General features: G+C 40.2%; 14 protein-coding genes and 1 other annotated feature. Of the genes, 4 read left to right on the forward strand and 10 right to left on the reverse strand.

Going from position 1 to position 13965, the window contains the following annotated elements; translation table 11 throughout:
* Positions 1-42 precede the first annotated feature (42 nt).
* A complete protein-coding gene (locus tag Q4550_RS10065; protein ID WP_303532295.1) occupies positions 43-1680 on the reverse strand; it encodes a putative polysaccharide biosynthesis protein in 1638 nt (545 codons plus the stop codon).
* Between the two features lie 193 nt (positions 1681-1873).
* On the opposite strand from Q4550_RS10065, the gene Q4550_RS10070 reads away from it, so the two are divergent.
* Positions 1874-3148 carry a BaiN/RdsA family NAD(P)/FAD-dependent oxidoreductase gene (locus tag Q4550_RS10070; protein WP_303532296.1) on the forward strand — a complete coding sequence of 425 codons (1275 nt, stop codon included), beginning with the start codon at positions 1874-1876 and terminating at the stop codon, positions 3146-3148.
* Between the two features lie 85 nt (positions 3149-3233).
* Here the strand turns inward: Q4550_RS10070 and Q4550_RS10075 are convergent, their stop codons facing one another.
* The 6 genes from Q4550_RS10075 to Q4550_RS10100 all read right to left on the reverse strand — a co-directional run bounded on the left by Q4550_RS10075 (position 3234) and on the right by Q4550_RS10100 (position 9550).
* The gene (locus tag Q4550_RS10075) at positions 3234-4484 is read right to left on the reverse strand and encodes a DEAD/DEAH box helicase (RefSeq protein WP_303532346.1); all 1251 of its coding nucleotides are present in this window, start codon (positions 4482-4484) and stop codon (positions 3234-3236) included.
* A gap of 158 nt (positions 4485-4642) precedes the next feature.
* Entirely contained in the window at positions 4643-5272 is a 630-nt protein-coding gene (locus Q4550_RS10080) for a lytic transglycosylase domain-containing protein (protein WP_303532298.1), read from the reverse strand.
* A 251-nt stretch (positions 5273-5523) separates the two neighbouring features.
* Positions 5524-5862, reverse strand: a complete 339-nt coding sequence (locus Q4550_RS10085) for a rhodanese-like domain-containing protein (RefSeq protein ID WP_194219213.1) — start codon at positions 5860-5862, stop codon at positions 5524-5526.
* Positions 5863-5887: 25 nt separating this feature from the next.
* On the reverse strand, positions 5888-6196 hold the full coding sequence (locus Q4550_RS10090; protein ID WP_303532300.1) for a rhodanese-like domain-containing protein: 309 nt from the start codon (positions 6194-6196) through the stop codon (positions 5888-5890).
* Between the two features lie 229 nt (positions 6197-6425).
* On the reverse strand, positions 6426-8840 hold the full coding sequence (gene leuS / locus Q4550_RS10095; protein ID WP_303532302.1) for a leucine--tRNA ligase: 2415 nt from the start codon (positions 8838-8840) through the stop codon (positions 6426-6428).
* Positions 8841-8903: 63 nt separating this feature from the next.
* Positions 8904-9134 (reverse strand) — a binding site (T-box leader).
* 203 nt (positions 9135-9337) lie between these two features.
* Positions 9338-9550 carry a hypothetical protein gene (locus tag Q4550_RS10100; protein WP_303532304.1) on the reverse strand — a complete coding sequence of 71 codons (213 nt, stop codon included), beginning with the start codon at positions 9548-9550 and terminating at the stop codon, positions 9338-9340.
* A gap of 222 nt (positions 9551-9772) precedes the next feature.
* Here Q4550_RS10100 and mnmM point away from each other — a divergent pair, with 222 nt between their 5' ends.
* On the forward strand, positions 9773-10345 hold the full coding sequence (gene mnmM, locus Q4550_RS10105) for a tRNA 5-(aminomethyl)-2-thiouridylate-methyltransferase MnmM (protein ID WP_303532307.1): 573 nt from the start codon (positions 9773-9775) through the stop codon (positions 10343-10345).
* Positions 10346-10375: 30 nt separating this feature from the next.
* On the opposite strand, the gene Q4550_RS10110 is transcribed toward mnmM, so the two are convergent.
* The 3 genes from Q4550_RS10110 to Q4550_RS10120 all read right to left on the reverse strand — a co-directional run bounded on the left by Q4550_RS10110 (position 10376) and on the right by Q4550_RS10120 (position 12644).
* A complete protein-coding gene (locus Q4550_RS10110) occupies positions 10376-10678 on the reverse strand; it encodes a hydrolase (RefSeq protein ID WP_226614834.1) in 303 nt (100 codons plus the stop codon).
* Positions 10679-10743: 65 nt separating this feature from the next.
* Positions 10744-11814, reverse strand: coding sequence for a tetraprenyl-beta-curcumene synthase family protein (locus Q4550_RS10115; protein ID WP_194219208.1), 1071 nt, complete (start codon positions 11812-11814; stop codon positions 10744-10746).
* Between the two features lie 17 nt (positions 11815-11831).
* Positions 11832-12644, reverse strand: coding sequence for an alpha/beta hydrolase (locus tag Q4550_RS10120; RefSeq protein ID WP_303532313.1), 813 nt, complete (start codon positions 12642-12644; stop codon positions 11832-11834).
* A gap of 90 nt (positions 12645-12734) precedes the next feature.
* On the opposite strand from Q4550_RS10120, the gene Q4550_RS10125 reads away from it, so the two are divergent.
* Both Q4550_RS10125 and Q4550_RS10130 read left to right on the forward strand, forming a co-directional pair.
* On the forward strand, positions 12735-13250 hold the full coding sequence (locus tag Q4550_RS10125) for a gamma carbonic anhydrase (RefSeq protein ID WP_303532349.1): 516 nt from the start codon (positions 12735-12737) through the stop codon (positions 13248-13250).
* Between the two features lie 70 nt (positions 13251-13320).
* Entirely contained in the window at positions 13321-13539 is a 219-nt protein-coding gene (locus Q4550_RS10130; protein ID WP_206759433.1) for a hypothetical protein, read from the forward strand.
* Positions 13540-13965 lie beyond the last annotated feature (426 nt).

Consider the following 13965-nt stretch of genomic DNA (forward strand, 5'->3'; position numbering starts at 1 on the left):
ATCATCTCTCAAAAAAATGAAGGCCATTTTGGCCTTCATTTTTTAACGTCTTTTTAAGAATGAGAATCGCTCTCCTAAAATTAAGCCTGCAAGGTTTGACCGGTAGGCTAGCCATAGAAATACCATTCCTCCAACTGTTACTCCAATCACCAGGTTAATGATTGAATACAGCATACTACCACCTTCACTTGTTGAAAGATACAAATCAGGCATGAGAAATTCCAATGGTAGTATTGAAAGTTTAGAAGCCACGGCCATCACGACCACAAAGATACCGATAAGCAGCAATCTTCTTGAAAGAAAACCAAATTCGTATTCAGTATATTTCTTAATAATAATGATCGTGATTAACACCGATGTAAACAATCCAAGATTTGTAGCTAGGATAGAACCTTTCCCTTCAAAAATTGTGACGAATGGGTAAGTTAAGCCTGCTTTAAGGGCTAATCCTGCAAGTAAGCTATAAACCGCAAATTTTTGTTTATTTATTCCCTGTAGGATAGCAGCCGTTACAGAGAAAAGAGCAAACAATATAGCAGTTGGCGCATACCACATTAACAACGAACTTCCGAGTTCTTGATTCACTGTAGGATATAGCACTCTAAATATCGGTTCAGATAGAACCGCTAGTCCAATTGCGGCTGGAGTAGTCAAAAACAATAAAATCTGGAAGGTTTGTGTTAACTGAGTTTGCAAAGCACCTTCCCGATTGGCTGTAAATGATTTCGTAATGGCCGGTATAATCGTCATTGAAAGAGCTGTTGCAAGAGAAACTGGGATCATAATCAATTTATGAGCAAGGCCTGTAATAATCGCAAAAACTTCTTCATAAGCGGGTTTATCATAACCAATACTCTTTAGCGCCGGATTAATTAATAAAGTATCAATTTGCAAATACAATGGTATTGCTAGACCAACAACGACAAACGGAAGAGCGTACGTAATAATTTCTTTATACATATCCTTTAACGACACATTATGATCAACCGTGCTTTCAGCCAGATGTTGATCTAAAGCAGGTTTACGTTTTCTGTAATACCAGAAGACCACCATCAGTCCACCTACTGCACCAACGAAAGCGCCAAACGTAGCGTACGTAGCAGCAGTTGCCTCATCTCCGTCCATAAATTTCATAATAATAACACTTGATACTAGTATAAAAACAATACGAAAGATTTGTTCAACGACTTGCGAAACGGCCGTTGGTCCCATTGATTGAAGCCCCTGGAAAAACCCTCGAGTTAAACTCATAATCGGTACGATCAATAACGCCATACTCACAACACGGATAACCAATGTTACATCAGCAATCGTGTTTCCTTCATTACCTTCATCAATGACGATATGAGCAATTGGTTCTGCCAATAAAAAGAGAGCTAAAAACGCAACGAATCCAGTAAGAGACATTAAAAGAAGTCCTGATTTAAACAGCCTCCGACCAGTTCGATAATCTCCGAGAGTATGATATTTAGATACAAATTTAGAAACAGCCAATGGAATCCCAACCGTAGACAGGCTAAGCATAATGGTATAAGGAGTATAAGCATACGTATAAAGCGCTACCCCCTGTGTACCAACTAGTGCTGTAAAAGGAAACATATAAATCATACCAATAATCCTAGAAAAAAGGGTGGCTGCAGATAACAGCATCGTCCCTCTAATCACATTTGAATCAGACATTTCTCCATCTCCTACTTCTAACCATTCAACTATATCTATTCGTCATCTATCAACAATTTTCAACAGTTATGAAATACACTTCTCCATTTTAAGCTATTTACCTAGTAACAACAAATATAAATTTTTGTGAAACTTTTATAATCAGTACAAATTGTGGTATGTTTGTGTGTAGCAAAATGAGAGAGGTGTAAGTATGAACTATGATGTCATTGTGATTGGCGGTGGGCCGTCCGGACTCATGGCGTCTGTATCAGCGGCTGAACATGGAGCAAAAGTACTTCTCGTTGATAAAGGGAATAAGCTTGGGCGAAAACTAGCCATATCTGGGGGAGGACGGTGTAATGTCACCAACCGCCTTCCACTAGATGAACTAATTAAATTCATTCCAGGTAATGGGAAGTTTTTATTCAGTGCATTTAACATATTTGATAATGAGGATATCATCACATTCTTTGAAGATCTAGGCATTAAATTAAAAGAAGAAGATCACGGTAGAATGTTTCCCGTAACTGATGATGCAAAATCTGTTGTAAATGCGCTCCTAAACAAAGTACGCCAGTTGAATGTGACTATCCAAGTAAACACCCCAGTTGAGAAAGTTCTATATAGGGATGGAGAAGTAGCTGGAGTGAAGCTACAAACAAAAGAAGAGATCCACTCTTCAAATGTAGTTATTGCAGTAGGTGGAAAATCTGTTCCACATACTGGTTCAACAGGTGATGGATATGCATGGGCAAAAGAAGGTGGACATACCATCACAGATCTTTACCCTACTGAAGTGCCTCTTACATCTAGTGAACCTTTTATCAAAAATAAAGAACTACAGGGCTTATCGTTAAGAGATGTCGCCCTATCCGTTCTCAATCCAAAAGGAAAGATAATAAAGACACATCGATGGGATATGATCTTCACCCATATCGGACTATCTGGGCCCGCTGTTCTTCGCTGTAGTCAATATGTCGTTAAAGCAATGAAAAAATTTAATGCTCAGTATATTCCCTTACAAATTGATGCCGTACCAGATCAAAACGAAGAAGAATTATTTCGCGAGCATATGAAACTCGCAAAAGAAGAGCCAAAAAAAGCGATTAAGAACATTTGGAAAAGTAACGTTCCAGAGCGATATATGCTCTTTCTATTTAACAAAGCAGAAATTTCTCCAGATACAACTTACGCTCACTTATCGAAAGAAAAAGTGCGCGAATACGCGCGGCTATTAAAGCAGTTCCAGGTGGCCATAGACGGTACGCTTCCAATCGATAAAGCATTCGTAACAGGTGGTGGAGTTTCTCTAAAAGAAATTAACCCAAAAGAAATGGCGTCAAAATTCACAACTGGTCTTTACTTTTGCGGTGAAGTACTCGATATTCATGGGTATACCGGCGGATACAATATTACATCAGCCTTCGTCACAGGCTATACAGCAGGAAAAAGCGCAGCCGAAAGGAAAGCGGAATCCGCCGTTTAGTTCAACCACTAGATCTTTTTAAATTGAATACATGCAAAGAACGAGGGACCAGTCCATAGACAGGTCCCTCGTTCTTTCGTTTAACTTATCGTTTGTTTCGATTTCTTCCGTTATTTCGATTGTTCGATGACCCTGGTTTCCGTGAAGATCGATGATTTCTTCCTCTTTGATCATTCTCTCTACTATCGTTACGCTCTTCATGCGAAGGTAATGCACCCTCAACGTTCTTTCTCGCAAGTTTTTTACCGATCCCCTTTTCAATCATTTGAATAAAGGACTGATCTTTTGCAGCAATAAACGTATACGAAGCTCCATCGCCACCAGCTCGTCCCGTTCGACCAATTCGGTGGATATAGCTCTCTGTATCTTGAGGAATATCATAATTAAAGACATGGGTAACACCTTCGATATCAAGACCACGTGCTGCAACATCTGTTGCTACAAGAATCTGGATTTTAGCATCACGGAATCTCTTGATGACACTTTCTCGTTTCGACTGTGATAAATCACCATGAAGCTCGTCAGTTAAATAGCCTCTTGCTTTTAAATCTCCATTTAGTTTACTTACTCTACGCTTTGTACGGCAGAAAACAATTCCGAGGAATGGTCTGACCTCATCGATGGTTTCGGTAAGGGATGCGAACTTCCTCCGATCGGTCGTTTCGATCACAAACTGCTCGATTTCTTCGACAGTTTTCCCTTTTTCCTTCCCTCTGATTTTCTCAGGGGAACGCATAAATCGTTTCGCAAGCTGTTTAATATCACTTGATAACGTGGCAGAAAAAAGTGCTGTAAGACGACTTTCAGGCGTTTCACTAATAATATCTTCCACTTCTCTTAGGAACCCGATATGAAGCATTTGATCAGCTTCATCTAATACAAGATAAGAAGTATGAGATAAATCAATGGTCTCTCTCCGAACGTGATCGAGCAGACGTCCAGGCGTTGCTACTACAATGTGTACTTGTTTATCAAGACGCTTAATCTGTCTCTCAACATCCTGACCACCATAGACAGCTAGTACATTGATGTCATCACGATGTTCTACTAGCTTCATTAGTTCTGATGAGATTTGGATGGCTAGCTCTCGTGTCGGGGTTACAATAAGAGCCTGCACTTCAGGTGCTTCTGTGTCAATTTTTTCAAGTATCGGTAGTAAGAACGCAAAAGTTTTACCTGTTCCTGTCTGGGCCTGAGCAATCACGTCTTTTCCTTGCAACATAATAGGGATCGTTTCTTTTTGAATATCGGTCGGGGTACTAATACCCTGAACTTCTAGTTGTTTAACGAGACGTTCATCAAGTCCCATTTCTTTAAATTCGTTCAAATTATTCACCTCGTGTTTAGTATAACAATTATCTTTATTATCTTTAAGGCCATAAGAAACCATGACCCATCTTGGTCAAGGTTGGAACGGTTCTAAGTCCCGTTCCATATAAAAAACTGCCTCCTTTTCGACTGCTGAAGAGCGGTCGACGAGACAGCCTTTACTTATTATGCCTGGTAATGACTCATTACTTTTGAAACATAATTTTGCGTTTCTTCGAATGGAGGAATCCCACCGTAACGATCAACATTGCCGGGTCCAGCGTTATAAGCTGCTAATGCAAGCTTAGTATTGCCATTATATTTATCCATCATTTGCTTAATGTATTTCACGCCGCCTTCAATGTTTTGTCCAGGATCAAAAGGGTCCTTCACACCAAGTGAAGTGGCAGTTGCGGGCATTAATTGCATTAATCCCATAGCTCCTGCTCCGCTAACACTATCGGATTTATAGCTAGATTCCTGTTTAATAATCGAATGAACAAGTTTTGGATCAACACTATATTTAGCCGATAATTCTTCAATATATCCATCAATTTCAAGCGATGAAGATGTGTATGAAGAATTAGTCGACGGTACTATTTGAGAATTGTATGTGCCATAGGAATTCACCGAGGTTGAGTGTACAGGGACTTCTGCTTTCATTTGCTGTCCTGTACTTTGAGTTGAGAGAGCTTGCTCAAGCATGTCTGTAAAGGAAAAAGTAGACGGCTGTTGCTTGTCTAATGCGTTAGGCTGTAGCTGTAGCTGTCGCAAAGCCTGTAAATCCATCATTGCACGTATAAGATCTGCTTTCATTTCAACACCTCGGTGTAGTCTTTTCTATCATTATACCAGATCATGAGCCAGAACGATTGTTTTTCTCATATTTTGATCCACTTACGAACCGAGCGATATACCGAGGACTCAACAAAATGAATAGAGAGCTTTAAGGCAATTTACTTGGACAATGGAGAAAAAAGTGCTATGATTTATTAATCTTATCAACTTACTAGGATTAAAGGTTTAGTAAAACGCCTTTTAGAGACCAGCTCCAAAAGACGTCGTACTTAAGAAACTGTCATGTAATAAATAGGTTGCTTGCGTTGTTTCATCAAAATTTTAACAGCAAGACGTGCTGCTTTTCGATCTTCCGCAAGAACAATAATCTCTTTATCACACACTTCGTTTTCTTTCGTTTGTCTGCCTAGATAAGAAAGCGGAATATTCTTTGCTTTTTCATAAGGCGTACGGTGAGAAAGAATGTAATCTCTCACATCGATTAGACAATATTTATCATCATCAAACCGCTCCATATTAATTGGCTTCATATAAGAATAAGGATAAATGACTCTCCACAATCCTAAAGTAAATGCAACAGCAGCTAAAGCCGTTCCCCATATCGCCATTCAAACTCTCTCCTTTTTAGCAGGGCTATTTCACTTTACCCTCCCATTTCATCATACCGCCAACCATGTTCTTCACTTCGTAACCAGCTTCTTGCAAGTACTCACATGCGCGCTCACTACGACGTCCTGAACGACAAATCATAATATGCTCTTCTTCTTTATTGATCTCATCAAGTCGTTCCGGAAGTGTGCCAAGACGAATATGCTTTGCTTCAGGGATCATGCCTTCTTCTACTTCTTCATCCTCACGAACATCGATTAATGAAACATTTTTGCCCTCATCAAGTAATTCTTGAACCTCTTGAGGTGTTACCGTCTTAATTTCGTTACTCATAAAAACATACCCCTCTCGTACAGTTTTAATATGGATTTTTCAATTATAATCACTTCAACAAATTCAATCGTACATGATTTGCATCTTCAATACAAGAAATCTATCTTCCACTCATTTTAGTAGTATTCTCAGCTTTAGGAAAAGGTTATTCAAGTTGTTTAAAAATCCATTCCTATAGGTAGGTTACGTTCAAAAACCCTCTCCTTAGTCATTAGGAGAGGGTTCAACCTTAATTAGCTACAATATTAACCAGCTTTCCTGGTACTGCAATCACTTTTCGAAGTGTTTTGCCATCAAGTTGACCTTTAATCTTCTCATGCTCTAAAGCAATTTCTTGCATTTCATCACGAGATGCTTCAGTCGGAATAGAAATTTTGGCCCGAAGTTTTCCATTGATTTGCACTACAATTTCTACTTCATCTACAGTAAGCTTGCTTTCGTCAAACATTGGCCAGTTTGCATATGCGAGTGTATCCTCATGTCCAAGCGCACTCCACAGCTCTTCAGCAAGGTGTGGTGCGATTGGAGATAGCAACTTCACAAAGCCCTCCATTAATGTAACGGAAACTGACTCCTGCTTATATGCTTCATTCACAAATACCATCATTTGTGAAATAGCAGTATTAAAGCGTAAGCCTTCCATATCCTCTGTTACTTTCTTAACCGTTTCATGGTAGACGCGTTCCATTTCTTCTCCTGAATTTTCTTCAGAAATAGAAGACTTTGTTAGATCCCCTTCACCAAATAAGCGCCACACACGATCAAGGAAACGGCGCGCGCCATCTAGACCATTGTTAGACCATGCAATAGAACCCTCGAACGGTCCCATAAACATTTCATATAGACGTAGCGTGTCAGCACCGTGGCTTTCGACAATTTCATCTGGGTTAACAACATTCCCTTTTGATTTACTCATTTTCTCGTTGTTCTCACCAAGGATCATTCCTTGATTTCGGAGACGTTGGAATGGTTCTTTTGTTGGCACAACACCGATATCATAAAGAACTTTATGCCAGAAACGAGCATATAACAAGTGAAGAACCGCATGTTCCGCACCGCCGATATACATATCAACAGGCAACCACTCATCGAGTTTTTTCGGGTCAGCTAGCATTTCATCGTTATCCGGATCAATGTAGCGAAGGTAATACCAACAGCTTCCAGCCCATTGCGGCATTGTGTTTGTTTCACGTCGGCCCTTCATTCCCGTTTTAGGATCAACTACGTTCAACCAATCCTCAATATTAGCTAAAGGAGATTCGCCAGTTCCTGACGGTTTAATTTCCGTTGTTTCAGGAAGAACGACAGGAAGCTCTTCTTTCGGGACAGCAGACATTGTGCCATCCTCCCAATGAATAATTGGAATTGGCTCGCCCCAATAACGCTGTCGACTAAATAGCCAGTCGCGAAGACGATACGTCGTTTTTTTCGTTCCTTTTCCTTTTTCCTCTAGCCATTCTATGCTTTTCGTAATTGCTTCTACTTTCTCAAGGTCGTTTAAGAAGTCAGAGTTCACATGCTTTCCGTCTTCTGTATAAGCTTCCTTGGATACATCTCCTCCAGCAACGACTTCTTTAATAGGAAGATTAAATGTAGTAGCGAACTCATAATCGCGCTCATCGTGAGCTGGAACTGCCATAATAGCTCCTGTTCCATAGCTCATAAGAACGTAATCTGCTACCCAAATTGGAAGCTTCTCATTATTGATTGGATTAATGGCATATGCGCCAGTAAACTCGCCAGTCTTCTCTTTTGATAACTCTGTACGCTCAAGGTCACTCTTAGTTTGTACTTTTGATCGGTAGCTTTCAACTTTTGAGATTTGTTCACTAGTAGAAATTTTGTCAACGAAAGGATGCTCAGGTGCAAGGACCATATACGTTGCTCCAAAAAGTGTATCAGGACGCGTCGTAAACACATCGATCGATTCATCATGACCGTCAATCGTGAATGTTACTTCGGCACCTTCAGATTTCCCAATCCAGTTACGCTGCATTTCTTTAATGCTGTCAGACCAGTCAAGCTCTTCAAGGTCTTCAAGTAAACGATCCGCATACTCTGTAATTTTAAGAACCCATTGCTTCATTGGTTTACGAACAACCGGGTGGCCGCCACGTTCACTTTTACCGTCGATCACTTCTTCATTCGCAAGAACCGTTCCAAGTGCTGGACACCAGTTAACAGCCACTTCATCTACGTAAGCAAGTCCTTTTTCGTAAAGCTTTGTGAAAATCCACTGTGTCCATTTATAGTATTGTGGATCTGTTGTATTAACTTCTCTATCCCAATCATAAGAAAAACCTAACTCTTTAATTTGACGACGGAATGTGTCAATATTCTTTTGAGTAAAATCACGTGGATTATTTCCTGTATCAAGAGCATACTGCTCTGCCGGAAGTCCAAATGCGTCCCAGCCGATTGGGTGAAGAACATTATATCCCTGCATTCGTTTCATACGTGAAAGGATATCCGTAGCTGTATACCCTTCAGGGTGCCCAACATGTAGCCCAGCCCCTGATGGGTATGGGAACATATCAAGAATATAAATTTTTTCACCATTAGCATCGTTTTCTGTCTTAAAAGTCTTGTTTGTTTCCCAGAAGTGTTGCCACTTCTTCTCAATTGTTTTGTGATCAAATGCCATTGTCACTCTCTCCTTCCAGTCCTTGCAAAAAAATAAAAAAACCTCCCGTCCCCGTTGTTCATCAACAGGGACGAGAGGTTGAGAATCTAATATTCACAATCACCCGCGGTACCACCCGGCTTAGTGCTAGAAACAGCACTCACTTAAGGCCTTTAACGCAGGCATACGGGCAACCTTACTCTATTCAGGCTTCCGATTCAAAGGTGAGTTCACAAATCTCCTATGTTAACTTCCACCAGCCGTTAACTCTCTAGCAATAGAATTTTTGTTACTATTCCTTATCATTATCTTTGGATTCACTAGTTACGTATATAATTTGTATTGTATGAATACTTGTGAGAAATGTCAAGAACATTATCAGAATAGACGTTTTTTTCGTAATCTATACATCAGCTGTCCGTATATTCGATGAATTAGTATGTGTGCCAAAAGAACAATCTCAATTAATACAGTAAGGTGCTGTCTCAATAAAAAGAAACGCACCCTGATTGGGTACGTTATCCTTTACGATACTTTTTTTGACTAGCCGAATCATCTTTGGAATGCGGCTTATCTTTTTCTTCTTTTTGTTCTTCTTTTAAATCTTCTAATGGAATCGCATCGACATTCATTTCTGAAGTATCCTCGTCGAGCTGATTCTTTTCCTTATCTGGTAATTGCTCGGGATTATTAGTTTCGCCTTGTTTATGTGATTTTTCATGCTCTGCCATATGATCACCTCATTTTTTTGTATAGTACTCTGTACCACGAGCCAGATATTCCCAAACACATAAAGATGTTAGTTGGAGTGAAAGGTCGATCATGGTAAAGTCATACTTAGTTAGAAACAAACAAAAAAAGCCATTCTAAACCTCGACGTCCTAATAAATTGATAGGATGAGGTAAGAAGACTCATTTAAGAAAATTTTAATTGATAGAAAGGATTACAGATCATGACTCTTCAACGTATATTACCTTTTACAAGAACGCTACTGAATTCAGTATTAACAGAAGGAGGCATTGCTATTGATGGCACTTGCGGAAACGGACATGACACTCTCTTCCTAGCTGAATCAGTAGGGAATTCAGGAAAAGTGTATGGTTTTGATATCCAACCTGAGGCGATTGAAGCTACAGAAAAAAGGCTGGCAGCAGCTAAGCAATCTGCCCAGGTGGCATTATTCCACGAGAGTCACGCTTCAATCAATAGCAAAATTGAGACGAAAGATGTAGGAAACGTTTCTGCCGCAATCTTTAACCTTGGCTACCTCCCAGGTGGAGATAAAACTATTGTGACGAAACCTGAAGAAACGATCCAAGCAGTAACAGACATCCTACATTTGCTTCGTTCAGAAGGGCTCCTTATTCTAGTCGTCTACCCAGGACACCCAGAAGGTAAAATTGAAAGTGAGAAGGTGACAGATTTCGCTTCAGATCTCGATCAGTCACAGTATCAAGTTCTAAAATACCAATTTATTAACCAAATCAATGAACCACCCTATATTCTTGCCATCAGCAAAAAATAAGAGGCTGTGCATCTGCACAGCCTCTATTCTCTATAGAATTCCCATCGTTTCGATATGTTCTCTTGTTTTCTTATTCCCTAATTTGTGTAAAAGACCATAAATCTCTTTCATATGATTATCATAATCATCATTGTTCTTATCTTCATGATAACTCATAGCTGGAACATGTGAACGATATAACGATAAGCGACTATCCTTATCTGTCAGATCAAATAGCTCACTGAGCTTGAAGATGTCTTCCTCATCTGCGTCGATTTCAAAATTATAGCTCGATGCCCCTTGATCTTCCAGTATCTCGCCCGAACTTACAGCCACATAGTAACGCTTTTTCATTTTAAGAGCCCCTTTCAAAATCCTATAGGCTTCTTTTCTCACGAAAGAGCGTTTTTTATACGCTTTTACTGAGACGCTTTGTGAAGTCTTCTATAAACCCAACCATTAAAGTAGAAGAAAAGGCTCGATCTTCCCCCAATTCGAATAATTTTACGAGCAAGAGAACGGACGTCTTTCTGTTCCATTACTTTACGATCCGCAAGGTAAATACCAAGTAAACCACGATTAATTAATCGATGGAAGGAAGAATGCGGAAGCCCTTCAACACTTTTATCCGCTTCTTTAATGAAGTGAGCAACACGCTGAGCGAGCTCATCATTGTCTTTATAATAAAAACAAAAATTCAAATCGCCACCTGCTCGATCTTCTTCCTGATCTATAAAGTAATCCAGCATTATGTGAAGACCCTGAACCCAGGGGAAATAACCTTCCTTAATCATAGCTGTACCGCCCTTGGGGATCATGTCTCCTAATGAGTAAGATACAAGACAGAAAATCCCTAAGGTTGATCCAGCACAAGCTGAGAATTCATTCCATGTCATTTCTGGAAGCTGTTGCTTATGCTGGTCAAACCAGCTTTTCAACCTTGGAACACGGTCTTCCTCTGTAACATGCTTATGTACCTGGAGATCACAATAGTAATGGCAGAGTTCAAGTAAGGCAGGCTGCACTTCCCTTTGATTCGGCAATTCACGAATGACTTTTTGACACGTTTGAACCAGTTCTAACAGATAGCCTCCATCATCTTTTTCTTCCCGATACCGATAATAGTTATTTGAAGCTTCAACTTCAGGGGAAAGAGCCTCCGCCATTGCCTCATGTAATGCACTAAAGTCTTCTGGATCAAGCGAAGTACTTCGATCACACAAGTTATCCAGATAGTCACTTATCGTCTGGTAAGCTGCGATAAATGAAATAGAACGATCAATTTCTTTCCCGGCAAGCAATCCATAAATCCCTCCACCTTCACAGTGAAACGTTTTTGAATCAATGCTATCTAACGCCTGCTTTCTCAATTCAGGATTAGGGATTTCTTCAGCCCGCTTCCTCCAATATTCTAATTCATGATGAACCCTCGGTAAGACGCGTCTATAAATACTATACATTAGCGTCCAAGGTTGACTTGGTACTTTCAAGTGATCCCACTCCTGTATTAATTATTTATCTTATTTTTCTTATGCTCTAATAATTCAAGTTTTAACTCAACAAATGATTTTGCCGTTTGAAATACATCTTCACGATCTGGTTCATTAAACACCTCATGATAAAATCCATCCCACTCTTTAAATGCTTTCTCTGTTAATGGAATGCGATTAAACCACGAAATAACGGCATGCTTATCTACAATTCGATCGTCGCCACCCTGTAATACAAGCAATGGCAAATTATGAAATGATCTCGCGCCTTCATTGGCTATTTTCATCGCTTTTAGAAGTTCACGGTACCATCTAACAGATACTTTTTGAACCATTAATGGATCTTCTTGATCTCGTTTGTGGAACTCTGGATTCCTTGTCCCAATGTTCGGTTCTAGCTTTGAATTTAACCTTAGAGAAGGGACAATTGGATTTAGTACTTTTGAGAGCAAGTCTACCCCTTTGTTAGGGGGATTAACTAGTCCAATACACGGAGAAGATAAAATGACTCCAGTTAGAGAAGGACGTTTTTCCATAATCGTACGGATGGATGCAAGTCCTCCCATACTATGCCCAAGTAAGAACACAGGTAGCTTATACTCATGAGCTCTCTTGATCCACTTATCAATCGTTTCAATATATTGGTTAAATGAATCAATATGGCCCCGTCTTCTAGTACTTTCACCTTGTCCAGGTAAATCGCCAAGCACTACATGATAGCCTGCTTCAATCCACTTAGAAACGAGCCAATCATACCTTCGATGATGTTCGTTTGCTCCATGAACTAACACAATAACCGCTTTTGGATATTCAGTTTCTTTTATACGCATGGACATTAGCCCCCTTATGTAGGTTCGTTCTTTTTGATACACTACTTTTGAAAAGGATTTCATCTATAATAAATGAAAGTTGGGATTGGAATGCTTTATGCTTATCATGACAAAAAACCAGTGATTCATGAAACGGTCTATATTGCGGATTATACTACCATTACAGGTGATGTGACAATCGGGGAACATAGTAGCGTCTGGTTTAACACGACCATACGTGGAGATGTTGCCCCAACTGAAATTGGCAATAGAGTCAATATTCAAGACAATTGTGTCCTTCATCAGAGTCCAAACAAAAAACTCATTCTGGAAGATGGTGTGACGATCGGCCACCAGGTAATCCTTCATAGTAGTATTATTCGCAAAGAGGCACTTATTGGAATGGGTTCTATTATTCTTGATGGAGCTGAGATCGGGGAAGGTTCCTTTATTGGCGCAGGAAGCCTTGTTCCACCAGGTAAGAAAATCCCCCCTCATTCCCTTGCTTTCGGAAGACCTGCAAAGGTTGTTAGAACATTAACAGAGGATGATCGAAAGGATATGAACCGCATTCGAAGAGAATATGTTGAAAAAGCAGCCTATTACAAAGAGCAAAAGCCGCTCTAGAAAGCACGCATATTTATCGCTAGTTTGAGGAAGGTTACCAATACAATCCTAATGGATCGAGGTGGCCTCCGTGTACAAAATGACCATGGTCTTGATCGTCCTCGTCGTCATCACCTTGCTTATAGGGGCATATATGACGTACAGACTCGGACAAAATCAAAAAGGCGAATATGATAATCAAGGAAACGCCAGGGTGAAATCTTCTTTCTTTAGCAATCCGATTTTTCTTGTTTACATCGTCGCGACAGCACTTGCAATCGGTTATGTTATTTACTTCACATTAATTTGAAGAAAAAGATCAGGATGGTATTCCTGGTCTTTTTTCATGACATTTTGTGTGGTTTTTGGAAACGGTTGGAGCGTTAGGCTGTAGACAAGCTTATTTATTCTCTTGAGATTCAACTGTAGCCTCCAGTGCCTGACTGGTCTAAACGGAGGCTTCCGCTTTTCTTGGCTAGTTGCGCGGGCCAAATCCTCCCGCTGTTTCGCCCATCCGAATGAGACATAAAGCGTCTCACTCTCATGAGCTCCAATATCTCCGTTTCTAAACGCTCGGCTACGCTTTTCTTGGCTAGCTGCGACTCGCAGAAACTGCGATATTTCACTCTTTCACCAGAACACAAAGGACGTGTTCTAGTTCATGAGCTCCAATATCTCCGTTTCTAAACGCTCGGCTACGCTTTTCTTGGCTAGCTGCGACTCGCAGAAACTGCGA

Source organism: Anaerobacillus sp. 1_MG-2023, from assembly GCF_030547345.1.
In the GTDB taxonomy this organism is placed as follows: Bacteria; Bacillota; Bacilli; order Bacillales; family Guptibacillaceae; genus Guptibacillus; species Guptibacillus hwajinpoensis_B.